Here is a 25,720-nt window from a genome sequence, read left to right on the forward strand (position 1 = left end):
GCGGGCCGTTTCTATTCAGTAATGGCAGGCTTGCCCTGTGTTATCAGTCGGGCACTATGCTGGCCTGAAATATAGGTCCACAGCCAGCTCCAGGCGACGGCAGCACGGCTTCGCGTTCCGATGAGGAAGAAGATGTGCGCGATGCCCCAGAACCACCAGGCGATCAGTCCCTTGAGCTTGAAACGCCCCATATCGACCACGGCGGCACCCCTGCCGATGGTGGCCAGATTGCCCTGATGCCTGTAACGGAAGGGCATGGGCGGCGTTTTGCCTTCGACCCGGCTTCTGATGACCCTGGCAACATAGGCCCCTTGCTGTTTGGCTGCCGGAGCGATGCCGGGAACCGGCTTGCCATCCTCTCCTTCCACCCAGGCCGTATCCCCGATGACGAAGATATCGTAATGACCGGGAACGTTGAGGTTGGACAGGACCTTGACCCGTCCTGCACGGTCGCATTCAGCGTTCAGCCATGTCGCGGCGGGGGAGGCGGCAACGCCTGCCGCCCAGATCGCCGTGCGGCACGGAACGAATTCGTCGCCAATGGTTACGCCTTCGGCGGTGATGTCCCTGACCGGAATTCCGAGCCGCACGTCCACGCCAAGTTTCTTCAGCGCGTTCAGGGCATAGTCGGACAGGTCCTCTGGAAATGCGGACAGAATGCGTGGGCCGGCTTCCAGCAGCATCACGCGTGTCTGCCGCGTGTCGATATTGCGAAATTCGGGCCGGATGGTCTGCTTGGCAAGCTCTGCGATAATGCCCGCAAGCTCGACGCCGGTTGGTCCCCCGCCCACAATGGCGAAAGTCAACAGCGCCTGTCGTTTGGCTTCGTCGGTTTCGCGTTCCGCCCGCTCGAAGGCCAGAAGCAGGCGCCGGCGAATGGTGGTCGCGTCCTCAAGCGCTTTCAGCCCCGGAGCCAGCGCTTCCCACTGATCATTGCCGAAATAGGCATGACGCGCTCCTGTGGCGAGCACCAGCATGTCATATGAAATCTCCGTGCCGTCTTCGAGCCGCACCAGGCGGTGCCCGGTATCGACGCCGGTGACTGTGCCGAGCAGCGTTGTCACCTCCCTGCGATCCTTGAACAGATGGCGGATCGGCCAGGCAATCTCCGACGTGGCAAGGATGGTCGTTGCAACCTGATAGAGCAGCGGCTGGAAAAGATGATGATTGCGCTGATCGACCAATGTTATCCGCACCCTGACATTGCGGAGATCGTGGATCAGTTGCAATCCGCCAAAGCCTGCGCCGACGACAACGATATGAGGTTCACGCTTTTTGCTCATTATTTTCCGCCTGTTTTTCCTTTCTCAGTATGTAGGCTGTGGTGACGAAAAAGAAGAAAAAACAAGCGGGCATGAGCCGGGCGCAGTCAGCGCGTTCTGTCATCAGGTCGAGGACAGGACCAGCAGGTCGCGACGCACCTCATCGCCATTGCCGCTTGAAAGTTGCTTCTCGATGGCCCCATGCGTTGCCTCCCAGATCGGCACCGCCGCAGCAAGGACGGCTCTGCCCGCCGCCGTCAGTTGCAGCAAGCGCTCGCGCCTGTCGTTCGGGTTGACGATGATCTCAACCCAGCCTTGCCGCTGCAAAGGCTTCAATGCGGCCGTCAGGGTTGTCTGGTCCATGGCCAGAAGTTCCGCGACCGGCTTCATTGGCGGCGGCGCAGGTCGATTGAGCGACATCATCAGCGAGAATTGGCCATTTGTCAGCCCCACGGGGCGCAGGGCATCGTCAAAGCGGCGGGCGAGGGCGCGGGCAGCGCGCTGAACATGCAGACAGAGGCAGGTATCCCGAACCAGAAGTGTAGTTTCAAAAGGCACATCGAGGGTATTTGACATGCCCTATTAATATTGATATCAATGTAAATCGTCAAGCAATAACATGATATTTGGGCACGGGCAGGGAGCAAAAGCCGGAGGAGGGCTAGCACCATGAATGAGGTCGTATCCCGCGAGGTTTGGCTTGAGGCGCGCCGTGCGCTTCTGGCAAAGGAAAAGGAAGCCACCCATCTGCGCGACAAGGTCAATCGCGAGCGTCAGGCACTGCCCTGGGTGAAGGTCGACAAGGATTACAGCTTTGACACGCCTTCCGGGCGCAAATCGCTTTCCGATCTGTTCGACGGTCGCAGCCAGTTGCTGATTTATCATTTCATGTTCGGTCCCGACTGGGATCAGGGCTGCACGGGATGCTCGTTCCTTGCTGATAATTTTGACGGTGCGGTGACGCATCTCAACAATCATGATGTGACGCTTGTTGCCGTTTCACGCGGGCCGCTGGCAAAACTGGAAGCCTACAAGAAGCGGATGGGGTGGCATTTCCCATGGGTTTCGGCTGAAGGCAGCGATTTCAATTTCGACTATCACGTCTCCTTCACGAAGGATGAGCTCGAAAACGATCGTGTTTTCTATAATTTCGACAGATTGCCAGCCGCGGACGCCTTTGATGAGCTGCCGGGCATGAGCGCTTTCTACAAGGATGAAAGCGGCGCGATCTACCACACTTATTCAAGCTATGCCCGCGGCATCGAGGAATGGATCGGTACGCTGATGATCCTCGACCGCGCGCCCAAGGGCCGCAACGAAAACGGCACGATGCATTTCGTCAAGCGGCACGATGAGTATCAGGCACAGGCTTCCAGGCACGGCTGCTGCGGCTGATCGCTCGGACACGACATCCAATCCAAGGGAGGATATTCGATGAATAAGAGCGCATCTCCGTTCGTCTGGTACGAACTCATGACAACAGATGCTGATAATGCCCAGGATTTCTATACGAAAGTCGTCGGCTGGACCGCGAAGGATGCCGGTGTTCCCGGCATGAAATATACGCTGTTCGAAGTGCCCGGATGCATGATCGCAGGCATGATGTCGATGGCCGACATGCCAAAGGAGGATTGCGGCGGCCAGCCCGGCTGGATCGGTTATGTCGGCGTGACAAGTGCCGATGACTATGCCCGCAAAGTCGAAGCGGAGGGCGGCAAGGTTCTCAGAGCCCCGCAGGATATTCCGGATATCGGGCGGTTTGCGATTGTGTCCGATCCGCAGGGAAGTGTTTTCGCACTCTTCGAGCCAAAGGACGACACGCCCCCGCCGGCTGATTTCGGTTCGCGCAAGCCGGGCCATCCGGGCTGGCATGAGCTGCATGCCCAAGATTGCGAGACGGTGTTTCCCTTCTATGAGAAAGTGTTCGGCTGGAAGCTCTCACGCAATTTCGATATGGGCCCGATGGGCAATTACAAGGTGTTCAGTGTCGATGGCGCTGACCATGGCGGGATCATGACCGCACCGCCCGGCGCACCGGTTGGCTGGGGTTTTTACTTCATGGTCGACGGCGTGAAGGATGCGGCCGGCAGGATCAAGTCTCTGGGCGGAACGGTTCTGCACGAACCGATGGAAGTGCCGAACGGCGATTGGGTTGTCAAAGGCAAGGACCCGCAAGGCGTGAACATCGCGCTTGTCTCGCCGAAACCGTAGGGCATGGCTCCCGAAAGCGGGAACCGTTCCGGCGGGGAAATCAGTTCACCGAACTGATTTCCGATCCGGCTGCGACCGGACAAGACACTGAAACCCTATTGCCACTGTGAAAGAGATTGAGTAGAAGTGTCGTCACATCAAGAGTTGGGGCGACGCCCAACGCCAACCTGCCTTTCCGGGCAAGGTGGTACTCTCTGCAAGGGGAGGATGTGGCCAAACCGGCAATTATACGGATAAAGCCACTCGCGTCTGCCCTGACACAACGAAGGACCGACGCGACATGCCGATTAAAATTCCTGACGATCTGCCAGCAACCAGTGTTCTCGAAGCCGAGGGCGTCATGGTCATGCGTGAGGCAGACGCCATTCGTCAGGACATTCGGCCGCTGAAGATCGGTCTTCTCAACCTGATGCCCAACAAGGTCACGACCGAGACGCAGATTGCACGTCTTCTCGGCGCGACGCCGCTACAGGTCGAGCTTACGCTTGTCCGGATCACCAACCATGTGGCACGCCATACGCCTGCCGATCACATGCTGTCCTTCTACCAGCCATGGGAAGAGGTGAGGGACCAGCGTTTTGACGGCTTCGTCATCACGGGCGCTCCGGTCGAACGCCTCGAATTCGAGGAAGTCACCTATTGGGATGAAATGCAGCGTGTCTTCGACTGGACGCAGACCCATGTGCACCGGACGCTGAACATATGCTGGGCTGCACAGGCTGCGGTTCACTATTTCCACGGCATGGCCAAATACGAATTGCCGGGCAAGGCGTCGGGCGTCTATAGCCAGCGCAACCTCGTGCCGTCATCGCCTTATCTTCGCGGCTTTTCCGACGATTTCAAAATCCCGGTTTCGCGCTGGACCGAAGTGCGCAAGAGCGACATTCCTGCCGACAGCGGATTGAAGGTGCTGGTCGACAGCCCTGAAACCGGGCTCTGCCTGCTGGACGATCCGCGTCATCGTTCGCTGCACATGTTCAATCATGTGGAGTATGACACGACATCGCTTGCGGACGAGTATTTCCGCGACATTCAGGCTCAACCGGAAACGAAGGTTCCAGCGAATTATTTCCCCGGCGACGATGCGACGCGCCAGCCGGAAAACCGCTGGCGCAGCCACGCGCATCTTCTTTTCGGAAACTGGATCAACGAGATGTATCAATCCACGCCCTACGACCTCGACACTATCGGCAAGCGTTAAGGGCGCAGAACCCGGCGTCGCGATGTTGTATGCCGGGTTGCGAGGCAAGGTTTCGGTAAAGGCAGTCTCACTGCTTTTACGGGCGATCAGCTGGCGGCGCGCGCCAGCCACCTATGCCATTCATCTTCCGAGCCGTGGAAGACGTTGAGGTCGATCTTCCCGTTTACGCCCTGCGACAGGCCTGATCCCGAATATTGCCAGAATGTCCACGGACGGCCCGGATAGACCTTGGACGGGTGCTGGGCGACCGCTCGCAGCCAGAACGGATAATTGGTGAAGGCGCCTTTCAGGTTGTCGTCATAGAAATCCGGCGCGGTATAGATGATCGGCCGCTTTCCATAATGCTGTTCGAGCCTGTCCATGAAGACCTGCATCTTTTCCCGCACCTGGGCCGGAGAAGGCCGCCGCTTGCAGGACGAATCGCCGTTCCATTCCACGTCGATGACGGGGGGAAGCGCATCCGCATCCCTGGGAACATTACGGATAAACCAGTCGGCCTGCTGGCTTGCCACGCGACACCAGTAGAAGAAGTGATAGGCGCCGCGCTTGATGCCCGCCGCTTTCGCCGCGCGCCAATTCCTGGCAAACATGGGGTCGAGATGGTCGCCGCCATCGGTTGCCTTGATATAGGCGAAGTTTGCGCCCTGCGTGCGCAGTTTCACCCAGTCGATATCGCCCTGCCAGCGGGAGACGTCCACGCCATGCACGGCGAGCTTGCGCGGCGAAGAGCGCCCGAAATTGATCGGTTTCGCATCACGAAAGCGGTGGCTGTAGATTTTCGTGCGTTCCTGCGGTGCAAGTCGCACCGGCGGATAGGCTGCGACCTCCGGCTTGGGAACCGAGATGCGCGCCTGTGGGCGTTCTTGTGGCTGTTCCACGGTCCGTTCCGGCGGCCTTGGTTGCGGCGTGACGGCTGCCGGGGGCTCGGCCTTGAACGGGCCTGCATCCGGTATGGGGCCAGCCCATGCCAGGACTTCTTCCCGCTCGGCAACAGGCATTGGCTGCGGTGCGCGCGCCATCTCGCTCAACGGGGCGGGCGGAACCGGACGCGTGATCGAACTCGTTGTCTCCGCCGAGGTTTTCGTCTGGAGCATGATGCCGTCGATGCCGGAACTCGACGTACAGCCTGTCAAAGCGGCACAGGCAAGGGCAATGACCGATACAACCGAAGAACGCATGAGCACCCGTAACGCAAAACAAATGGCTGCAACGCTCGTTGCGAGCGAATTGCTAACCAAAGCTTACCGGGAAATGCTGAATCCAAAGTTTACGAAATTGCTAATGATCATTCTCTAATGCGATTGTTCGAGAATTTTTATGAGCCTTGTTGCAGACGTCTCCAATGCGGCTTCATCAAATCCTGAGAAACCGAGGATAAGTCCCTGGCGCGGCGTCAGTTTTGTATAAAGCGCCGAGAGGGGGTGAACCTCGATGCCAGCCTCCGCGAGCATGGAGGCCAGGCGGATATCGCTTTGTCCGTCCGGCAAGGCCAGCAGCAGCGAGAGTCCGGCGGGCGGAGCCTCAATTCGGAAAAGTTTCGGCTCACCGGGCGCCAGTGCCGCGATGAGCCTGCGGCGGCGCGATGCATATATGCGGCGCATGCGCCTGATGTGCTGGGCAAAGGCGCCCGTCTCGATAAAACTGGCCAATGCCGGCTGGGCCAATGGCGACGGCGCGGGAAACAGGGTTTGTCGCAGCACTTTGAACGGATCGGCCATATGTGAGGGTACGATGAGAAAGCCAAGGCGCAGGAGTGGCGAGAAGACCTTGGAGAAGCTTCCGATATAAAGAATGCGTTCCGGGTCGAGCGACAGGAGAGCGGGCAGGGGTTGGCCGACATAACGGTGCTCGCTGTCATAATCATCTTCGATTATGAGCGCGTCGTATTCTCGCGCCCAGGCAATCAGTTCCAGGCGGCGCCCCAAGGCCATGGTCACGCCGGTCGGGTGGTGTCGTGCCGGTGTGACGAAGGCAGCACGCGCATCGACGGCTTTCTCACGACCCGCCGAGACATCAAGACCGCTGCCATCGACCCGAACGGGGATGATGTCGAGACCGTTGGCGCCAAGGATCTTGCGCGCCGGCGGATAGCCGGGCTCCTCCATCCAGAGCTTGTCGTTTGAGGTAAACAGCGCTTCCCGGATGAGGGAAAGAGCGTCTGCGCTGCCGCCGGTAATGATGATCTGATCCGGCGATACGATCATGCCCCGCCATTCGTGCAAATGACGCGACAGCGCTGATCGCAGGCGATGAAAACCGAACACATCGCGGCTGTCCAGCAGATCGGCGGAAGGATTGCGCCAGACGCGCCCGAGCAGTTTGCCCCACTCATCATGTGGAAAATGATCGCTATCGAACACGCCAAGCCGAAAGGGGCCGATTTCCTCGCGATGAAACCGCGGCTGCGTTGCCGTCCTGCCCGGAGAGGGCTGGCCAATGGTCAGGCTGGTATCCGGCAGTTCGGCAACGACGCGGGTGCCCGATCCTTGCCGTCCTTCCAGATAACCCTCGGCAATCAACTGGTCGAACGCGGCAAGAACCGTGGTGCGGGAGAGGCCGAGTTCCACAGACAAGGCACGTGTGGAAGGCAATCTCGCATTCGGCTTCAGGCGGCCCGCCAGGACTGCCTGTCTGATCTGTTCAACCAATTGGGCGGCAAGTGAAACCTCACTCGCACGATCAATCCCGAATTCCGGCACGCTGTTGGAAAGTGGCATCTTCTGAATTGTCTAAATTGGTTATTTCTTCAAGGCCACTATGCGGGCAGTCTGGCCAAATATAAAGGAGAAATATCGGCCATGATGACAGCCCCTTCCGAACGCAGCCGTGTCAAACGCATGCATGAACGCGGTGCCTATGATGCAGCCACGGTTCATTCGATTATCGACGCTCAACCCCTGGCGCATGTGGCCTATGTGTTCAGCGGAACGCCCTATGTCTCACCAACGCTGGTCTGGCGGGAAGGCAATTTCATTTACTGGCATGGCTCATCCGCCAGCCGCATGCTTGAAAGCTGCGACGAAACGGAAGTCTGCGTGAGTTTTACGCTGCTCGATGGGTTGGTTCTGGCCCGTTCGGCCTTTCACCACTCCTGCAATTATCGCTCTGTCATGGCTTTCGGTACGGCGCGCAAGGTTTCGAACGTTGCGGCGAAGGAACACCATTTGCGCAGTTTCGTGAACGGTCTTTTCCCCGGACGCTGGGAAGGGTTGCGCCCGATGATGGCAAAGGAACTGAAGGCCACCATGCTTCTGGAACTGGAGTTGAACGAGGCTTCGGCAAAGGTTCGTTCCGGCCCGCCGAAGGACGACGATGCTGACTATGCGCTGCCGATCTGGGCGGGCATCATTCCCATGAGCATGCAGATGGGTGCGCCGATCGACGATGGACGTGTTCTGCCGGGCGTTGCTGCTCCGGACGCCGTCATGCCGTTCGGCTATGGGGCGGAAGCAGCGGAATAAACCGCCGACGGCTCAAGCGGGTCCGAGGAAGATATGTGTCTCGGACTTCGCAATCCCGTCCATTGCGCGAATGCCTGTTACCAGCCGATGAAATTCGTTCATGTTGGGAACTTCGATCTCGGCGATCAGATCCCACGTTCCGTTGGTGGTGTTGACTGCGGAAAAGCCGGGGTTTTTGCGCAAGGTCGCGATCACGCTTTTGATGTTTCGTCCGGTGAGTTCGATCATCATGATGCCGCGGATCATGTCGGTGGAACCATGATCCTTCAGCCGAACTGTAAAGCCGGCGATAACACCCGATGCGATCAGCCGTTCCATCCGGCTCTGGATTGTGCCCCGCGCCACTCCGAGAATGCTTGCAAGCGTCGGGATGGACGCGCGCGCGTTAACGCGCAATTCCGAGATTAATCGTTGATCCAGATCATCCATCATTCCACCGCTCATTTGACGATTTCGTCAGTTTGATTGCGTTTATCGCAGATTACTGGACATTTCTATACAAGAATGACGTTTTCGTTGATCCTTTGCTTCGTTAGCGTGCTTGAAAATAAACAAGCCGGATAAGCAGAAACACAACCGGCAAGGGGAATTCGGAGGTGGATCGATGGAGTTTTCTTTCTCCTGCTCCTGGGTAACCGGGACGCGACGGTCTTGTCTGTTCCGAATAGGTTTTCCCGAGAAATTTGCCGCCGCCCGTTGGGCGTCGACGATCTGGAAAGATGCGCCTATCTGGCGCTCGGAACGGGCATCGCCCGTGATCGCGTTACGATCACTTAGGAGAAAATGAAATGAAAACCCTTCTGTCTTCACTCATTGCAGCTGGCGTCGGCGCTTTGATGATGCTTGCGCCCGCGCATGCGGACGACCTCCAAAAGGTCAAGCAGAGCGGCGAATTGCGTATAGGCATGAGTGGCGTTTTTCCGCCGTTCAGCTTTGTTGATGGTCAGAACCAGGTCGTCGGTTTCGATGTCGATATCGGAACTGAAATCGCCAAGCGGCTCAGTGTGAAGCCGGTTGTCGTGACCACCGCTTTCGACGGCATCATTGCCGGGCTGCGTGCGGGCAAGTTCGACATTGTTGTCGGCAGCATGAGCATCACGCCGGAGCGCGAAAAGGCCGTCGATTTCGCAGGCCCTTACTATCGCGGTGGACGTGGCATCTTCGTGACCGAAGCTTCGCCGATCAAGTCCATGGACGAACTGAAGCAGGGCAAGACTATTGCCGTGACGCTCGGCGAAACCAGCGACAAGTGGGCGCGCGAGCAGGGTGGCTGGACCGTCCGAACCTACAAGGGTATCCCCGAACTGCTGCTTGAACTCCGTTCGGGGCGTGTGGACGCTATTGCTTCGGATGATATTCCGATCCTGATCGCCATCAAGGAAAGCGGCGAGAAAGTTCGCCAGCTCGACACGCCCGAGCTTCAGGGCACCGACAATGTCGGGATTGCTCTGCGCAAGGGGAACCCTGAGCTGAAGGATGCGATCAACAAAGCTCTCGACGACATGAAAGCCGACGGTACCTACGAGAAGATCTCGAACAAGTGGATCGGTCGCGACATCCGCTAATCGCATGAAACCCCATGCCGGGACGGCAGTTGGAATAAACGTCCCGGCAGCATGTCTTTCCGGCTTGGTTTTCCAGACAGGAAAGGGGAGATAATGAATTTCTCTTTGATGGCGGAGGTCTTTCCATATTTTCTGGAAGCCGCCCTTGTTACCGTCGAGATATCGGCGCTTGCCATTCTTATCGGTTTGAGTGTCGGTGCACTTGCCACAACCGCGAAACTGTCGCGCTTCTGGCCATTGCGTTTCATCGGAACGGCTTACGTCAGTGTGTTTCGCGGCACACCTTGCCTGTTGCAGCTTTTCGTTCTCTATTTTGGCGGGCCGCAGATCGGCATCAATCTGGAGCCCTTCGCAGCCGGTGCTATCGGTCTGGGGCTCAACATCGGTGCCTATTACGCGGAAGCCATGCGAGGTGCTATTCTGACGGTTGATGCGGGGCAGAATGAAGCTGCCCGTTCCATTGGTTTCAGCAGTGGGCAGTCGATGCGCTTTGTGGTGTTGCCACAGGCCGCCCGTCTGATGATCCGCTCGCTTGGGGTCAATACCGTCATGCTGATCAAGGGTTCCGCTCTGGTTTCAGCAATTTCGGTGGTCGAGTTGACCTATACGGCCCAACGTTTCATCGGTTCCACCTATCGTCCGTTTGAGATATTCGGCATCGCCGCGGCCATTTATATGGTTCTTATCTATATCGTTGCACGCTTCGTGGATTTCCTCGAAGCCCGCTACGCGCTCAAATAGGCGGTGATCCCATGCAACTCGATTTTTCCATCGTCCCGCCCTATACCGAACTCCTCATGACCGGCATCTGGTGGACGCTCATCATTGCCGTGTCCTCATCGATCGTGAGTTTCTTCGGTGGCATCGCCTTTGCTCTGCTTGTCCTTTATGGAAACTGGCTGGTGCGCTATCCGGTTCGCTTTTTCATCTGGCTGTTCATGGGCACCCCGCTGCTTTTGCAGCTGTTCCTACTCTATTACGGTCTCTCGCAGATCGGCATCAACATTCCGGCTGTTTGGACAGGCATCATCGGCTTGGGCCTGCATTTCGCGGTCTATAATTCCGATCTCTTCCGCACTGCCATCCTGACTGTCGATCCGGGGCAGAACGAGGGAGCCCGGTCGCTTGGCTTCGGCAGCGGCCAGACCCTGCGCTACATCATCATTCCGCAGGCTGTCCGCAATGCGCTGCCGCAGGTGGGTAACAATCTGATCGCACTCCTGAAGGACACGGCACTCGTGTCGGTGATCGGTATAACTGAGCTGGTGCATGCGTCGCAGCAGGCGATCAGCGAAACCTACAGCCCATTTGAATTCTACATCACTGCCGCAGTGATCTTCTACCTACTCAATCTCATCCTGGAAGCCGGATTGCATTGGATGGAAAAGAAAGTCGAGGCCTACCGATGAGCAACAGCAAACCCATGGTGGAAGTGCGTGATGTCCACAAGTCCTATGGCGCGCTCGAAGTTCTCAAGGGCATTAATCTGTCGGTTGAACGCGGCCAGATCATCGCCATTATCGGTCCTTCCGGTTCTGGTAAAAGCACGCTGCTTCGCTCGATCAATCATCTGGAAACAGTCAATTCAGGCCAGATACTTCTGGATGGAGTTCAGGTGAACCAGCCATTGAGCGGACGCGCTTTCGAGCGCCATATCAATGCCGTGCGCCAGCAGATGGGCATGGTTTTCCAGCACTTCAACCTGTTTCCTCATCTCAACGTGATGGAAAACATCACGCTTGGGCCCATCAAGCTGAAGGGCAAGAGCAGGCCGGAAGCGCAGGAACTGGCTGTTTCTCTTTTGAAGAAGGTCGGCCTTGCCGACAAGGCTTCAATGTATCCGTCGCGTCTTTCGGGCGGGCAGAAGCAGCGTGTGGCCATCGCCCGTGCGCTTGCGATGCAGCCCAAAGTCATGCTGTTCGACGAAGCGACTTCCGCGCTCGACCCGGAGCTGGTCGAAGAGGTCAATCAGGTCATGAAGCAGCTCGCACAGGAACACATGACCATGTTGATCGTGACCCATGAAATGCGTTTTGCCGCCGAGGTTTCCGACAAGGTGCTGTTCATGGACAAGGGTGTCGTGGTCGAGGAAGGCCAGCCGGATGTGATCTTCACCAACCCGGAAAATGAAAGAACGAGAGCGTTCCTGAGAAAGCATCTCAACCAGTAAGTCGGCGTTTGAACCAGATTTGAGAGCCCGTCTGTGCCTTATCCAGGGCGCGGAGACGGGGAACTATTAAGCGAGGAAAGACCGTGGCAACCCCAAATGAATGGAACCCGACCGATCGGGTGCGAGAACTCTCCTATCGCATGGTAAGATGGCCGAGCGAGACGGGAACACCTGACGAGGCGTCCTTCGGTCCGAAGCTTGCCGAGCTTTTGCGCGAGATTCCCTATTTCCAGAAGAATCCAAACGACATTGCCGTTATCGATAGCCACGGTTCGCCGATGACCAAGAATGTCATCGCCGTCGTTCGTGGTGCGGGGCGGCGAGCTCTGGCGCTGGCCGGTCATTTTGACGTGGTCGAGACTGCCAATTATCGCGATTTGAAGCATCTGGCTTTTGAACCGGATGCCTTGCTGGAAGCGCTTTTGGCCGATCTTACCAACCGCCCACTCGCGTCGAATGAGGAAAAGGCGCTCGCTGACTTTCAGAGCGGAAACTATATCCCCGGACGTGGTATGCTCGACATGAAGAGCGGTGTTGCCGCCGGTATCGCGGTATTGGAACGTTTCTCGCAGCTGCCGGATCGCGAAGGTAATCTGATCCTGTTCGCCACACCTGATGAAGAGCGCGGTTCGAGAGGTATGCGCAGCCTGCGCGATGCCTTGCCTGAACTTGCAGAGCGCTGGGGTCTCGATATCGTTGCCGGTATCAATCTGGACGCAACCAGCGATCAGGGCGACGGTTCGGAAGGCCGGGCCATCTATCGTGGCACTATCGGAAAACAGCTTCCTTTTGCCTTCATTGTCGGGCAGCCGTCGCATGCGAGCTATCCGTTCGAAGGCGTCAGCGCTCACCTCATCGCATCGGAAATCATGCGGGCGGTGGAGGCTAATGCAGCCCTTTGCGACACGGCTGATGGTGAAGTTTCGCCACCTCCGATCTGTCTTGAGGCGCGGGATTTCCGTGGCGGCTATGAAGTGACCACGCCGGAACGGACATGGATAGCCTTCAACTGGCTCACTCACTCCATTTCACCCGACGCTTTGTTTCACCGTTTCAAGGCGGTTGTCGGTGAGGCACTGGATCGCGCGATCACGCATTTCAATGTCGAAGCGGCACGCTTTGCAAAGCTCGTCGGTAGCGAGGCGGATGCCAATCACAAGGGACGCATTTTGACTGCGGCCGAGTTGCGCGAGGAAGTTCGGCGCATCGGTGGTGATGCGGCAATCGAACGGATAACCGCACTCGAAGCTGAACTTTCCAGCAGTGACAACCCGCTCCTCATCACGCGGGAGCTTGTCAATGCCATGGTTGCCGAGGCACGTATTACAGGTCCGACGGTTGTTATCGGCTTCGGAAGTCTCGTCTATCCGCATGTTCGCATGGGAGGTGAAACGGCAGACGAACAGCGTTTCGCGGAAGCTTTGGAAACCGCACGCGTCGAGATTGAACGTCAGTTCGACACAACGATCCGATACCGCGAAATCTTCGCCGGTATTTCCGACATGAGCTTCTTCGGGCACGTACCGAATGCAGCGGATAGCGAAATCATCGCAGCGAATACACCGGCGGCTCAGTTCATCGATCGCGCCCATCCGAAGGCACTTTCCTATCCGGTGGTGAATATTGGTCCATGGGGCCGCGAATATCACCAGCGGCTGGAACGGGTCTACGCACCTTATGCCTTTACAGTGCTGCCCCAGTTTCTCTATGGCATTGCTGCGCGCTTCCTGAAATCTTAGAGCGCGTTTCCTTGTCCTTCACCTGGCCTGATTAACCGTGATCGCGATCATGTGAAGGACATCGTCGGCGCTGCAACCGCGTGAAAGGTCGTTGGCGGGTTTGGCAAGGCCCTGGAGCACCGGACCGATAGCCTGCGCACCGCCAATGCGCTGGGCGATCTTGTAGCCGATATTGGCCGCTTCGAGATTGGGAAAGACGAAGACATTCGCATTGCCTTTCAGTGGGGAACCAGGCGACTTCGCATGGCTGATCGCCTCCACGAAGGCGGTGTCGAACTGCAATTCACCGTCGATGCAAAGGTCGGGCCGTGCCGCGCGCACCTTCCGGGTCGCCTCGACCACTTTCGATACACGCTCATGCGCAGCGCTCCCGCCCGTCGAAAAGGAAAGCATGGCAATCGCCGGGTCTTTTTCGGTCAACTGGCGGTAGGATTCCGCCGACTGCATGGCGATATCGGCAAGCTGCGCGGAATCCGGTTCCACCACCAGTCCGCAATCGGCAAAGATGAATGCTCCCTTTTTCTGGTGATGCGACTGGCAGAGCAGCATCAGGAAAAAGCTGGAAACAAGCGATGCCCCTTCCGCCTTGCCGATGATCTGCAAGGCATGGCGCACCACATCGGCGGTGGTTGAAACAGCGCCCGCCACCGTCCCGTCCGCATCGCCCGCGCGCACCATCATGGCGGCAAAGCCGAGCGGCGTTGTTGCCATCGCGGCGGCCTGCTCCTCCGTCATGCCCTTGGCCTTGCGCAGTTCGTAAAGAGCCTGCGCATAATCAGCACTTCTGGCCGATGTCTCGGGATCGATGATATCAATGTTCGATCCGCCGATCTGCCTGCCAATAATCTCCGCCGAACCAAGCAGCGTGATGCGGGCGATGCCCTCGCGGTCGGCGCTGAGCGCCGCGTCGATGATACGCGGGTCTTCTCCCTCCGCCAGCACGATATGGCGCGGGTTCAAACGGGCTTTCTCGAAAATCTTTTCCAGTGGCAGCATGGCTCAAGCTCTCAGAAAGGCCGGGAGTTTTCCTCCCGGCCTGATCGCTGACGGGTTGGCTCAGACAGGCATTTGCGCGCGCATGTCGGCCTTGCTGATGCCGGCCACCACGACCGGCTTTTTCATCGCGTCCCGGCGGAAGGGTTCGCCCAGTTCCTGATTGAGAACGACTTCGATGAAGGTCGTGACCCCCTTGGCCTGCTCATCGATTGCCGTTTGCAGGGCCTCGGTCAGGGCCTGCTGGCTATCGACGGTCACGCCCTTCAGTCCGCAGCCATCCGCCACCTTGGCATAGCTGAGATTAGGGTTGAGCTCGGTGCCGACGAAATTATTGTCGTACCACAGCGTCGTGTTGCGCTTTTCTGCACCCCATTGATAGTTGCGGAAAATGACCATGGTGATGGCTGGCCAGCCCTTGCGCCCGATGGAGGTCATTTCGTTCATCGAGATACCAAACGCCCCGTCGCCGGCAAAACCCACGACCGGTGTTTCCGGCTGGCCGATCTTGGCGCCGACGATGGACGGAAAGCCGTAGCCGCAGGGGCCGAACATGCCCGGCGCCAGATATTTGCGGCCATGTTCGAATGTCGGATAGGCGTTGCCAATGGCGCAATTATTGCCGATATCCGTCGACATGATCGCATTTTTCGGCATGGCCGCCTGAATGGCCCGCCATGCCTGACGCGGCGACATGCGGTCTTTCTCGCGCTCGCGCGCATCCGCGTTCCATTGCGTGCCTGGATCGTCATCCTCGTGATCCATGGACGAAAGCTGCTGGAGCCAGGCGGATTTGCGCTGGTGAACGAGTTGCTTGCGCTCCTCGCGGCCTTCATTTCCGGCATTGGCGCCAAGCTGGTCCAATATCTGCCGGGCGACCTGTTTTGCGTCGCCGCAAATGCCAACCGTGATCTTCTTGGTGAGGCCGATGCGATCCGGATTGATATCGACCTGAATGATCCTGGCATCCTTCGGCCAATAGTCGATACCGTAGCCCGGCAGGGTCGAGAACGGATTGAGGCGGGTGCCGAGCGCCAGAACCACATCCGCTTTCGCAATCAGTTCCATCGCAGCCCTGGAGCCGTTATAGCCGAGTGGGCCGACCGAAAGCCGATGGCTGCCGGGGAAGGCGTCATTATGCTGATAGCCGCAGCAGACCGGCGCATCGAGTTTTTCGGCAAGGGCGATGGATTCCGGTATTGCCCCGCCGATGACGACACCGGCACCATTGAGAATGACCGGGAATTTTGCTTCGGTCAGGATTTTTGCAGCCTCGGCAATGGCCTCGCGCCCGCCGCTCGGGCGCTCCAGGCGCACGATCTGCGGCAGATCCACATCGATCACCTGCGTCCAGAAATCCCGCGGCACGTTGATCTGCGCCGGTGCGCAGCCGCGCCATGCCTTTTCGATAACACGGTTCAGCACTTCAGGAATGCGGGTGGCATCGCGCACCTCTTCCTGATAGCAGACCATTTCCTCGAACAGCGCCATCTGGTCCACTTCTTGAAAGCCGCCCTGGCCGATGGTCTTGTTGGCGGCCTGCGGCGTCACCAGCAGCATGGGCGTGTGGTTCCAGTAGGCGGTCTTGATGGCGGTGACGAAGCCCGTCACGCCCGGTCCGTTCTGGGCGATCGCCATGCCCATCTTGCCGGTCACACGGGTATAACCGTCGCAGATCAATGCTGCGTTGGTTTCATGGGCGCAATCCCAGAAAGTGATACCCGCCTTTGGAAACAGATCGGAAACCGGCATCATGGCCGATCCGATAATCCCGAATGCATGTTCTATCCCATGCATCTGCAAAACCTTCACGAAGGCTTCTTCCGTCGTCATTTTCATGGCGCATCCCTTTCCTTGCAATTCAGAGAACTTCGTCTTTCAGCGCATACCAGCGGTACATGGCGCGCTGGCCTATGCGCCTGAATGGCGTCAACATGCCGTAACTCGGCAATTCGGAGGTGAAGATCGGCAGGTCCAGGCCCTGTCCGCGACCGGCCATGAGCTGTGCGACGCGGCGTCCGGCCTGTGCCGAATACATGACGCCGTTGCCGCCATAGCCCATGGCATAATAGATTTCCTGTGCCGGGTCGGGCCGATAGATGCGGGGCATCATGTCGTGGCTGACATCGACCCATCCCCACCATGAATAATCGATCCCGATGCCGGTGAGCGCCGGGAATTTCCGGTAGAGGCCGGAAAGCAGCAGATCGTAATGTTTCGGGTTTGGTGCATCGGCCCCGGTAATGGCGCTGCGACTGCCGATCTGCATCCGCCCGTCGGGGAGGAAGCGGTAGTAATGGCGAAGCGTGCGCGTGTCCGTCAGCGGAATGCCGGTCTTGGGACCACAGGCCTCGATTTCATCCGCCGTCAGCGGGCGTGTCACGACCGAATTCGACAAGACCGGCATCAGCCGATAACGGGTCAGGGGATGCAGGCCGGGCGAGGTATAGCCCGCCGTTGCAAAACAGACCTGCCGCGCCTTGACCGTCCCGTTCGGCGTGTTGAGATGGTAGACATTGCCGTTCCTGCGGCAACTCAGCACCGGGCTTGCCGTGTGCACCTTCGCGCCAAGCTTGCGGGCAAGCCTGAGATAGCCGAAGGCAAGCTTTGCAGCATGGATGCCGATACCGTCCGGTTCGTACATTGCGCCGCGGGCTTCCTGATCGCGGATGAAATCGCTATGGATTTCCTCGCGGCCCACCATGCGGGTGCCATAGCCGAAAACCTCGTTCAGCAGGCGGGATTCCTTCTCCAGAGCGGGCAGCACCTTGTCGCGATGGGCGATGTAGAGATGGCCGCCATCCTGCGGATCGCAATCGATTTCCGGCTCCGCGATCAGGGCGCGAAAGAGATCGAACCCTTCGGCGATTTCCCGGTGCAGCTTGCGCGCGACATCCACGCCCCAGCGCTCGATCCATTGGGACCGCTTGAGCCGACCGGCAGAAATCTGCGCCTGACCGCCATTGCGGGTGCTGCACCCCCAGGCCACGCCGTTCGCCTCCAGAACCGTCGCCTTGATGCCGTGGTCGCGGGCGAGGTGGATCGCGGCAGAAAGCCCGGTATAGCCCGAACCGACAATCACGACATCGGCATCGACATCGCCGCGAATGGGCCCGTCATCTTCCGGTGCGGGGCCTGCCGTGCCGATCCAGTAGGTCGGCGCGTAGTCACGGCCTTGTCCGGGCGTTTTCGAAACCACCGGATCATAGGCGGGGTCGAATGGCTGGGCGGCGGAGAAACTGTTGAGAGCGTGGGTATCCATATGTCGGTCCTCCAGATCACCGACGGACATTGTTGGGGCTTACGCCTTCAGCAAAGGCCGGTTCTTGCGGAATGCCTGTTTGCGGACGATCCTGCCGTCGCGCTGTGTGAAGAGATCGCAGCCCTCAGCCTCGACGCGCGCGCCATTGACATCGGTTCCGCGAAAGGTCCATTCGGACACGGCCCGGTCGCCGCTCACGAAATGGCTGTGTCCATCCCATTGCGCATCGGGCATCGCAGCCCATACGCCGGAAAAAGCCCTGGCAATGGCGTCCTTGCCTTCGATGCGGGTGCCGTAAGCTTCCTCGCCGCCAATGGTGTTGAACACGCAATCATCGGCGAAAAAGGCCATGATCGCGTCGATGTCATGCCGGTTGAAGGCGTCGAAGAGGTCGGAAAAATGTTTCTCTGTGAGGGGTCCGGCGGACATTCGGCTGCTCCTTGATGCGTGTGATATCTGCCCTGATTTCGGGCAAAGCTTGCCCGTGGCGCGGCAGGACTGCCGCGCGATCGATATTGCGAGTAGGAATTCGGTCGGGCTGTTACAGCGGTTGCATCGCCATCAGATCTTGCCCTTCCATGGGATGAGAACCTTTTCCATGTAGCGGATCAGAAGGTCGAAGGCGAAGGCGAAGACCCCGATCACGATGATGCCCATGATGACGGTGTCGCTGGCCAGAAACTGCGCCGCATTGAGCACCATGAAGCCGAGGCCGCGATTTGCCGCCACCATTTCCGCGGCAACCAGCGTGGTCCAGCCCACACCGATGCCGATGCGCATGCCGGTGAAGATTTCGGGCATGGCTGCTTTCATGATGACCTGCGTTATCACCTGCGTCCGGGATGCGCCCATGGCATAGGCGGCGTGAATCTGTTCCGTTGAGACCGAGCGGACGCCGGCCCTGGCCGCAATCGCCATCGGCGCGAAGATCGCGAGGAAGATGAGGAACACCTTCGGGAATTCACCGATCCCGAGCCAGATGATGATCAGCGGCAGATAGGCAAGCGGCGGCAGCGGGCGGTAAAACTCGATGATCGGATCGAGAACCCCACGCGCGAAGCTGCTCATGCCCATCATGATGCCGATGGGAATTGCCGTGACGCAGGCAATCGCGAAGGCCCCCAATACGCGGCCAAGGCTGACGAGCGTGTGTTCGGTGAGCGTCGAGTTTGCCACGCCGTCGGTCATGGCGACCATGAACTTGCCGTAGACCGCGAAGGGAGAGGGGAGAAACAGCGGTTTGACCCAGCCCATCCCCGTTACGAGAAACCAGAGCCCCAGCAGGATCAATGCGGTTACGAGGCTGATGAAGCCGCTATTGCCGTCGCCGGGGGCGCCATAGATTTTACCCGGTTTGACTGGTCTTGCCCGAGTTACAAACTCAAGCATGGACCAGTTCCGGGTTTCCTGATGCACGTTCATCGCCATAGATAATCCCCAGAATTGTCTCACGCATCTTGATGAAGTCGGGACTGGATTTGACGGCGCGCGCGTCACCGCATTCCAGAAAGCGTCGATTGAAATCCAGATCGTAGGTATGGGTGATCCGGCCCGGACGCGGCGACATGACGATCAGCCGCGAACCGAGGAACAGGGCCTCTTCAACGCTGTGCGTGATGAAGAAGAACATTTTGTTGGTCAGTTGCCATACCCGCAAAAGCAATTCCTGGATCGTCTCGCGGGTCAGCGCATCGAGTGCTGCCATGGGCTCATCCATGAGCAGCATTGCCGGGTCGCAGGTCAGGGCGCGGGCAATCCCCACGCGCTGCTGCATGCCGCCGGAAAGCTGGTAGATCTTGTGATTGTGAAAATCCTGCAGGCCGACCAGCGCCAGGTTTTTGGTGGCGCGCGCACGGCGTTCCGCCTTTGGAACCCCCTGTAGCTTGAGGCCAAATTCGGTGTTGTCGATCACATTGAGCCAGGGAAGCAGCGCATGTTTCTGGAACACGACGCCCCTGTCGGCGCCGGGGCCGCGCACCGGCCTTCCGCCCAGCGTGATTTCGCCGGATGACGGGATCATGAACCCCGCCATCAGATTGAGAAGCGTGGTCTTGCCGCAGCCGGACGCGCCAAGCGCCACCACGAAATCCCCGCTGTCGATCCGCAGATTGACGCCCTTCAGCGCAATCACGGCTTCTTCCACATAAAGACCGGGATAGGTCAGACTGACATTCGATACGTTCAAGGTTTCCATGACGTCACCTTTCGGGAACGAAGGAGCGGTTCCGGCATGAACCGGAAGTCACGACTGTGCTGGAACCGTCTCGGTTCAGCGGCTCGCCCGAGGGCCTGCCGCTGGCGGAGGCGCTTGAATTACTTCACGTAATTACTTCGCGGCGGCTTCGGCAAAACTGCCGTTGACGTTGCCGCTATAGTCATCCAGAGCCTGGTCTAGCTGTTTCTGGTCGACGAGGAATTTCGCGCTCTGGGTGATGGATTTGAGCGCCCCGCTATCCTTGCCGCCGCCGAGCCAGGTCGGGGAGGCCTGTTCCTCCACTGTGGGGAAGGACAATAATGCGAGCGCGCCCGGTATGTCGGCGGCATTGCCGCCGATCAGCTTGACCATACCCTTGACCTGGTCGGAATCTGCCGTCCACTGGCCGCCATTGGCCTTGTAGTCGGCATAGGCATCCTTGAGCACCGCGGCAAAGGCGGTCATGAATTTCGGGTTTTCGCTGGCGAAGCTCTTGTCCACCACCAGCCCGTCGAAGGTCGGAACGCTTTTCGCGCCGATTTCTTCCGAATTGGCGATTTCCTTGCCCGTCTTGAGGATTTCGGAAAGCGCCGGCGGCCAGACATAGGCCGCATCGATGTCGCCGCGCTGCCAGGCGGCAACGATCTGCGGCGGCGTCATGTTGAGGATTTCCGCTTCGCGCGGATTGATCTTCCAGACGTCGTTCATGCCGACCAGAAGATGAAAGTGCGAGGTCGAGACAAATGGCACGCCGATCTTCTTGCCCTTGAGGTCTTCCGGCTTTTCGATGCCGGAACCTTCGCGCGCCATCAGGGCCTCCGATTTGCCGATATTATCGAGAATCCAGAAGAGTTGAAGGTCCACGCCGCGTGTGGCGGCTGCGGCAATGCCCGTCGAGCCGATCACGCCGATGGGCACGTTGCCCGATGCAAGTGCCGTTGAAATATCGCCGCCCGATGCAAACTGGCGCCAGTCGATCTTGTATCCGGATTCCTTGGCTGCCGCGTCGAATTTCCCATTGGCAATGGCGGTCAGAAAAGGCCCGACGATCTGCTGATAGCCGACCACGACCGTGGTTTCGGCATAGGCCGCCGAGGTGGAAAGTGCCACGGCCGAAAATAGCACCACCCGTTTTATGTTGTTGAAATAGTTCATGGAGTTCCCCTTCCATTTAAGAACCATGCCTGACTTGGTCACGACTGCTGGCGTTTTCCGCCAATCTCCAGTTCCGGTTACGAACGATAGCCATCTCATCAAATTTGCCTTATATCCAGTTGGAATAGTCAATAAGTCCAGTTTGGCAATCGAGATGGCGTTCCCCAAAATGCGGGCACGCGCCAACTCTAGCGTCGAAATTATTCCACGGGGAGAAACAGAAAGAAGAAACACTATTGCCAAGTGGAGCCATAAAAAGAAAAACTGACGCAGACCGGGTTGAAATTTTCTGATTTGCTAATGGGGTGGAAATTTGGATGCCGTTTCTCCAACGATTTTCTTCATAGATGGAGAACGAAATACAGGATTGCAGGCGCAAATCCGTGAAGCGACGGTATCCTCTATACTGTCCGGCGCAGTATTGCCGGGCGCGCGCATGCCATCCACGCGCGGCCTTGCGGATTATCTGAAGGTTTCCCGTCTGACGGTAACGCTCGCCTATCAGGAGCTGGTCTCGCAAGGTTATCTGGAGGTGCGGTCCCGCAGTGCCTATCACGTGGCCGCAAAGCCGCCGGTCAGCCGGCCAGACCAGAATAATCCGCAGTCGCCCGATATCGCCGTGGACTGGTCGTCAAAGCTGCGGCAGGGTTTTAATATTGCCAAGACGATCCGCAAGCCGCTCGATTGGCGGCGTTACCGATACCCGTTTCTCTATGGCCAGATGGACCAGACCCTGTTCGATCTCGCCGCATGGCGCGATTGTGCCCGGCGCGCTCTGGCGCGCGAGGATTTCATCCTCATGGCAGGCGATTTCGCTGCCGCCGACGATGTGGAACTCGTCAACTATATCCGCTCGCGCACGCTGCCAAGCCGCGGAATACGCGCCGAACCGGACGAAATTCTGGTCACGGTCGGCGCGCAGAATGCGCTCTGGATCATCAGCCACCTCTTGTTGACCAGGCGGTCGCATGTCGTGTGCGAGAACCCCGGTCATCCCGATATCAGCGCCACTTTGCATCTGACCGGCGCACGGGTGACGGCATTGGATGTCGATGAAGGCGGCTTGCCGCCGGAATTGCTGCCGGAGGGCATCGATGCGGTCTTCGTGACACCCAGCCACCAATCCCCGACCGCCGCCACCATGCCGCGGGCGCGGCGTATTGCGCTTCTGGAGGCGGCAGCCGAACGCGATTTCGTCATCGTCGAGGATGATTATGAATTCGAGATGAGCTTTCTCCAGCCGCCGACACCGGCGCTGAAATCGCTCGATCAGTATGGCCGCGTTCTCTATGTGGGCAGCTTTTCCAAGTCGCTGTTTCCCGGACTTCGGCTCGGCTATCTGGTTGCGCCTGCGCCTGTCATCCGCGAGGCGAGGGCGCTGCGCGCGCTCATGTTGCGCCATCCGCCTGGCCATTTGCAGCGAACAGCGGCCTATTTTCTGGCGCTTGGCCATTACGATGCGGTCATCCACCGAATGCGGATCGAATATCACAAGCGTCACATCGTCATGATCGAGGCTCTCGATCGCGAAGGATTGAAAATCGCCGGCAAGTCGGGTTTCGGCGGCACGGCATTCTGGATCGAAGGACCGGAAGGCATGGATGCCGACAAGCTTGCGCGCGATCTGCGCGAGGATGGCGTATTGATCGAATCGGGCTCGCCGTTCTTCTGGAGCGATGACCGGCCGTGCCGCTATTTCCGCATCGCCTATTCCTCCATTCCGATCAACCGCATTGCGGAGGGTATCGAACTTCTGGCCCGGCGCATGCGGCAAATCTTGTAGCTCTGGGAACGCCTGGGTTCAGCCTGCGTTCATGTGGATTGCGATAACGGATTTGTGAAATCGCCGGAATTTGTCCCAATTCGATGGATACCGCTTTCGGCTCTACGGCGTCGTTCCCCGCAGATCTGCGGACAAAACGCATATCGATTCCGCTTTCCGGAAGGAGAAGGATTTATGTCTATTCGTTCCAGGCTTCTTGCGACTGTTGCCGTGCCGGTTTTGTCGGCCTCCATTTTCGCGCAACCCGTACTGGCGGAGACGCCGACGGCTCCAATCCTGCTTGCGCAGGAAAGCGGAGGACAGCCCTCCGACGAATTGTTGCAACAGCAACAGCGTGAGGTGGAAGAACAGCAGAGGGCCGCCGAACGCGAAGCGCAGAGGCAAGCCGAGGAGCAACAGAAGGCAGCAGAGCGCGAAGCGCAGAGCCAGGCTGAAGAACAGGCGAGACAGGCCGCCGAGCAGAAAAAAGCCGAAGAGGAAGCCCAGCGTCAGCGTGAACAACAGCAGAAGGCTGCGGAAGAGGAGTTACGCCGGGCGGAAGAACAGCAGAAAGCCGCCGAGCGCGAAGCGCAGAAGCAGGCTGAGGAACAGGCGAGACAGGCCGCCGAGCAGAAAAAAGCCGAAGAGGAAGCCCAGCGTCAGCGTGACCAGCAGCAGAAGGCTGCGGAAGAGGAGTTACGCCGGGCCGAAGAACAGAAGAAGGGGGATGAAGAGGCAGCACGCAAGGCGGCTGAGCCGCAGGAACAGCCCGCGCCGGTCGTCGAGAAGCCGGTAGAAGAAGCGCCGGCAGCGCAGCCGGAAGCCAAACCTGAAAAGCCTGTATCGGAAGAACCAGCCAAACAGGCCGAACAGCCTGTGAAGGAAGCTCCGGCACAGGAAGCGGAAAAGCCAGCCGAACAACCGGCACAAACATCTCCGGTAACGCCGCCGCAGAAGAAGCCAGCGGAAGAGTCCATCGTGGAGCATCCCGAAGAAGTCCCGCCGCAAGAGCCGAAAGCAGCGCAAGAGCCGAAAAAGGAGACGCAGCCCGCACAGCCGGTCGAGCAGCCCCAATCAACCGAAGGTCAGCAAGAACCGGCACCGAAGATTGTCGACCAGCGTTCGACCGAGGAAAAGCAGGAGATTGCAAAAGACCCGGCCAGGACGGATGATACGGTTGTCCTGCCGGTTGAAAATGGTGCAGCCATTCTCGACAGCGACAAGGATGCCGACAATTCCGGCGGAACCCAGTCGCGCGAGGAACGCCGCAAGCAGCGTGAACAGCAGCGTTCGGCTGAGGAAAATGCTCCGCCGCCCGCAAACGATGCGGCGGCCCAGGTCGCCATTCCCGAGGCGGTCAAGGCTGCGCTCCCGCAGAAGATCGAGGCCAATCTCAAGGAAGAGGGCACCCGGATCAAGGAAGCCCCGGTTTTTGCCGTGCCGGAAACCACCAACATCATCAACAATACGGTGGTGAACAATACGGTCGTCAACAACACTACGGTCAATAATGTGACTAATAATGTTGCGAACGTCAAAGTGGTCGAGCAAGTGGATAATCGCGTCATTCTCGATGTGGGCGACCGCATTTTTGTTCGCGGCGATGACCGTCCGAGGCTGCGCCGCGATGCGGAGCGGACCTATTACGACGAACTGCCGCGCGGGCGCACCCGCGAAACCATCGTTCGTCCCGGCGGATACCAGATCGTTACGGTTTATGATCGTTACGGCGACATTCTCCAGCGTTCCCGTATCGACCGGGACGGCAATGAATATCTGATGATCTATGCGCCCGAATATGATGATAATCCGCGCGCCTCGATCGTGGATGTGGGTTATGAACTGCCGCCCATGCGCCTGACCATTCCGGTGCGGGATTACATTATCGATGTAGCGGACGATCCGGATCGCGATTTCTATGATTTCCTTGCCCAGCCGCCGGTCGAACGCGTGGAACGTGTCTATACAATCGACGAGGTTCGCCATTCCGCCCGCCTGCGCGACAAGGTGCGTCGCATCGATCTGGATACGATCCACTTCGCGACGGGCAGTGCCGAAGTCTCGCTGTCGCAGGCCAAGACCTTGCGCAAGGTTGCGACCGCCATGCAGAAGGTGCTGGCAAAAGACCCCGGCGAAACCTTCTTCATCGAAGGGCACACGGATGCCGTCGGATCGGATCGGTCCAACCTTGTCCTTTCCGACAAGCGCGCTGAATCGGTCGCGAGCCTTTTGACGGAAGTTTATGACATTCCGGCAGAAAACCTTGTCACGCAGGGTTATGGCGAACGCTTCCTGAAAATTCGCACGCAAGCCGCCGAACAGGAGAACCGCCGTGTCACGATCCGCCGCGTGACGCCGCTCGTCCGCCCGGTCGCGCAGCGCTGAACAAAAAGCCCCGGATGCGGCTTTCGCATCCGGGTCTTTCAATGCCGAAATATCGGTTCAGGCGATTTTGGTCTGGATCGCTGTCACGCTGTCCAGCACCTGTTCGCTCATCGGGCGCGGCTTGACTGCGGCGATCTGCACCATCAATTCCGCGATCCTGTCTGCATCGACAACGCCGCATTCGTAAATCTGGATGATTTCGCGGGCCATCTCATCCTTGTGCGGTGAGGTGATCGGGCAACGTGCCATCGCCTCGCACGACTTCACATAAGCCGCCTGGAGCTGTTCCAGCTCAACGGCCTTGAAACGTCCGAAGTAATAATCTCTCGAAAACGGCATTCTATTGCATTCCGCAGATGG

Annotated in this window: 24 protein-coding genes and 1 riboswitch; of the genes, 11 read left to right on the forward strand and 13 right to left on the reverse strand. The window is 58.5% G+C overall.

What is annotated here, in order from left to right:
* Positions 1 to 11: 11 nt before the first annotated feature.
* Complete coding sequence (locus AVM02_RS08670) at positions 12 to 1,283, reverse strand: NAD(P)/FAD-dependent oxidoreductase (RefSeq protein WP_411506568.1); 1,272 nt, start codon at positions 1,281 to 1,283, stop codon at positions 12 to 14.
* A gap of 102 nt (positions 1,284 to 1,385) precedes the next feature.
* Complete coding sequence (locus AVM02_RS08675; RefSeq protein WP_411506569.1) at positions 1,386 to 1,838, reverse strand: MarR family winged helix-turn-helix transcriptional regulator; 453 nt, start codon at positions 1,836 to 1,838, stop codon at positions 1,386 to 1,388.
* A 93-nt stretch (positions 1,839 to 1,931) separates the two neighbouring features.
* Here AVM02_RS08675 and AVM02_RS08680 point away from each other — a divergent pair, with 93 nt between their 5' ends.
* The 3 genes from AVM02_RS08680 (at position 1,932) to metA (ending at position 4,674) form a co-directional block, all read left to right on the forward strand.
* Positions 1,932 to 2,657 carry a DUF899 domain-containing protein gene (locus AVM02_RS08680; protein WP_411506570.1) on the forward strand — a complete coding sequence of 242 codons (726 nt, stop codon included), beginning with the start codon at positions 1,932 to 1,934 and terminating at the stop codon, positions 2,655 to 2,657.
* A 39-nt stretch (positions 2,658 to 2,696) separates the two neighbouring features.
* Positions 2,697 to 3,473: a VOC family protein gene (locus AVM02_RS08685; RefSeq protein WP_411506571.1), complete on the forward strand. Its 777-nt coding sequence runs from the start codon at positions 2,697 to 2,699 to the stop codon at positions 3,471 to 3,473.
* Positions 3,474 to 3,602: 129 nt separating this feature from the next.
* A riboswitch (SAM-I-IV-variant riboswitch) is annotated at positions 3,603 to 3,712 on the forward strand.
* Between the two features lie 41 nt (positions 3,713 to 3,753).
* The gene (metA, locus tag AVM02_RS08690; RefSeq protein WP_411506572.1) at positions 3,754 to 4,674 is read left to right on the forward strand and encodes a homoserine O-acetyltransferase MetA; all 921 of its coding nucleotides are present in this window, start codon (positions 3,754 to 3,756) and stop codon (positions 4,672 to 4,674) included.
* Positions 4,675 to 4,760: 86 nt separating this feature from the next.
* On the opposite strand, the gene AVM02_RS08695 is transcribed toward metA, so the two are convergent.
* Both AVM02_RS08695 and AVM02_RS08700 read right to left on the reverse strand, forming a co-directional pair.
* Entirely contained in the window at positions 4,761 to 5,852 is a 1,092-nt protein-coding gene (locus tag AVM02_RS08695) for a GH25 family lysozyme (RefSeq protein ID WP_411506573.1), read from the reverse strand.
* A gap of 114 nt (positions 5,853 to 5,966) precedes the next feature.
* A complete protein-coding gene (locus AVM02_RS08700) occupies positions 5,967 to 7,391 on the reverse strand; it encodes a PLP-dependent aminotransferase family protein (protein ID WP_411506574.1) in 1,425 nt (474 codons plus the stop codon).
* A gap of 81 nt (positions 7,392 to 7,472) precedes the next feature.
* On the opposite strand from AVM02_RS08700, the gene AVM02_RS08705 reads away from it, so the two are divergent.
* Positions 7,473 to 8,135 carry a pyridoxamine 5'-phosphate oxidase family protein gene (locus tag AVM02_RS08705; RefSeq protein ID WP_411506575.1) on the forward strand — a complete coding sequence of 221 codons (663 nt, stop codon included), beginning with the start codon at positions 7,473 to 7,475 and terminating at the stop codon, positions 8,133 to 8,135.
* A gap of 12 nt (positions 8,136 to 8,147) precedes the next feature.
* On the opposite strand, the gene AVM02_RS08710 is transcribed toward AVM02_RS08705, so the two are convergent.
* On the reverse strand, positions 8,148 to 8,564 hold the full coding sequence (locus AVM02_RS08710; protein WP_411506771.1) for an Lrp/AsnC family transcriptional regulator: 417 nt from the start codon (positions 8,562 to 8,564) through the stop codon (positions 8,148 to 8,150).
* A gap of 359 nt (positions 8,565 to 8,923) precedes the next feature.
* Between AVM02_RS08710 and AVM02_RS08715 the strand changes: the two genes are divergently transcribed.
* From AVM02_RS08715 to AVM02_RS08735, 5 genes are all read left to right on the forward strand, one after another.
* Positions 8,924 to 9,700, forward strand: a complete 777-nt coding sequence (locus AVM02_RS08715) for an ABC transporter substrate-binding protein (RefSeq protein WP_411506576.1) — start codon at positions 8,924 to 8,926, stop codon at positions 9,698 to 9,700.
* 93 nt (positions 9,701 to 9,793) lie between these two features.
* Positions 9,794 to 10,441, forward strand: a complete 648-nt coding sequence (locus AVM02_RS08720; protein WP_411506577.1) for an amino acid ABC transporter permease — start codon at positions 9,794 to 9,796, stop codon at positions 10,439 to 10,441.
* A gap of 11 nt (positions 10,442 to 10,452) precedes the next feature.
* Positions 10,453 to 11,109 carry an amino acid ABC transporter permease gene (locus AVM02_RS08725; RefSeq protein WP_411506578.1) on the forward strand — a complete coding sequence of 219 codons (657 nt, stop codon included), beginning with the start codon at positions 10,453 to 10,455 and terminating at the stop codon, positions 11,107 to 11,109.
* Positions 11,106 to 11,870, forward strand: a complete 765-nt coding sequence (locus AVM02_RS08730; protein ID WP_411506579.1) for an amino acid ABC transporter ATP-binding protein — start codon at positions 11,106 to 11,108, stop codon at positions 11,868 to 11,870. The genes AVM02_RS08725 and AVM02_RS08730 overlap by 4 nt, the downstream gene beginning before the upstream one ends.
* 140 nt (positions 11,871 to 12,010) lie before the next feature.
* Entirely contained in the window at positions 12,011 to 13,609 is a 1,599-nt protein-coding gene (locus AVM02_RS08735) for a M20/M25/M40 family metallo-hydrolase (protein WP_411506772.1), read from the forward strand.
* Between the two features lie 18 nt (positions 13,610 to 13,627).
* On the opposite strand, the gene pta is transcribed toward AVM02_RS08735, so the two are convergent.
* The 7 genes from pta to tauA all read right to left on the reverse strand — a co-directional run bounded on the left by pta (position 13,628) and on the right by tauA (position 21,213).
* The gene (gene pta, locus AVM02_RS08740) at positions 13,628 to 14,605 is read right to left on the reverse strand and encodes a phosphate acetyltransferase (protein WP_411506580.1); all 978 of its coding nucleotides are present in this window, start codon (positions 14,603 to 14,605) and stop codon (positions 13,628 to 13,630) included.
* 60 nt (positions 14,606 to 14,665) lie between these two features.
* Positions 14,666 to 16,441 (reverse strand): sulfoacetaldehyde acetyltransferase, encoded by a 1,776-nt coding sequence (xsc, locus tag AVM02_RS08745; protein WP_411506581.1) that lies wholly within the window; start codon positions 16,439 to 16,441, stop codon positions 14,666 to 14,668.
* A gap of 22 nt (positions 16,442 to 16,463) precedes the next feature.
* On the reverse strand, positions 16,464 to 17,864 hold the full coding sequence (locus tag AVM02_RS08750; RefSeq protein WP_411506582.1) for an NAD(P)/FAD-dependent oxidoreductase: 1,401 nt from the start codon (positions 17,862 to 17,864) through the stop codon (positions 16,464 to 16,466).
* Between the two features lie 39 nt (positions 17,865 to 17,903).
* A complete protein-coding gene (locus AVM02_RS08755; protein ID WP_411506583.1) occupies positions 17,904 to 18,293 on the reverse strand; it encodes a nuclear transport factor 2 family protein in 390 nt (129 codons plus the stop codon).
* Between the two features lie 132 nt (positions 18,294 to 18,425).
* Positions 18,426 to 19,253, reverse strand: a complete 828-nt coding sequence (locus AVM02_RS08760) for an ABC transporter permease subunit (RefSeq protein ID WP_411506584.1) — start codon at positions 19,251 to 19,253, stop codon at positions 18,426 to 18,428.
* Complete coding sequence (locus AVM02_RS08765; RefSeq protein ID WP_411506585.1) at positions 19,246 to 20,058, reverse strand: taurine ABC transporter ATP-binding protein; 813 nt, start codon at positions 20,056 to 20,058, stop codon at positions 19,246 to 19,248. The genes AVM02_RS08760 and AVM02_RS08765 overlap by 8 nt, the downstream gene beginning before the upstream one ends.
* Before the next feature lie 132 nt (positions 20,059 to 20,190).
* A complete protein-coding gene (gene tauA / locus AVM02_RS08770; protein ID WP_411506586.1) occupies positions 20,191 to 21,213 on the reverse strand; it encodes a taurine ABC transporter substrate-binding protein in 1,023 nt (340 codons plus the stop codon).
* A gap of 313 nt (positions 21,214 to 21,526) precedes the next feature.
* Here tauA and AVM02_RS08775 point away from each other — a divergent pair, with 313 nt between their 5' ends.
* Both AVM02_RS08775 and AVM02_RS08780 read left to right on the forward strand, forming a co-directional pair.
* The gene (locus tag AVM02_RS08775; protein WP_411506587.1) at positions 21,527 to 22,996 is read left to right on the forward strand and encodes a PLP-dependent aminotransferase family protein; all 1,470 of its coding nucleotides are present in this window, start codon (positions 21,527 to 21,529) and stop codon (positions 22,994 to 22,996) included.
* A gap of 174 nt (positions 22,997 to 23,170) precedes the next feature.
* Positions 23,171 to 25,360 carry an OmpA family protein gene (locus tag AVM02_RS08780; RefSeq protein ID WP_411506588.1) on the forward strand — a complete coding sequence of 730 codons (2,190 nt, stop codon included), beginning with the start codon at positions 23,171 to 23,173 and terminating at the stop codon, positions 25,358 to 25,360.
* 57 nt (positions 25,361 to 25,417) lie between these two features.
* Here the strand turns inward: AVM02_RS08780 and AVM02_RS08785 are convergent, their stop codons facing one another.
* Positions 25,418 to 25,699, reverse strand: coding sequence for a hypothetical protein (locus AVM02_RS08785; RefSeq protein WP_411506589.1), 282 nt, complete (start codon positions 25,697 to 25,699; stop codon positions 25,418 to 25,420).
* Positions 25,700 to 25,720 lie beyond the last annotated feature (21 nt).

This window comes from Brucella anthropi, from assembly GCF_046630315.1.
In the GTDB taxonomy this organism is placed as follows: Bacteria; Pseudomonadota; Alphaproteobacteria; order Rhizobiales; family Rhizobiaceae; genus Brucella; species Brucella anthropi_A.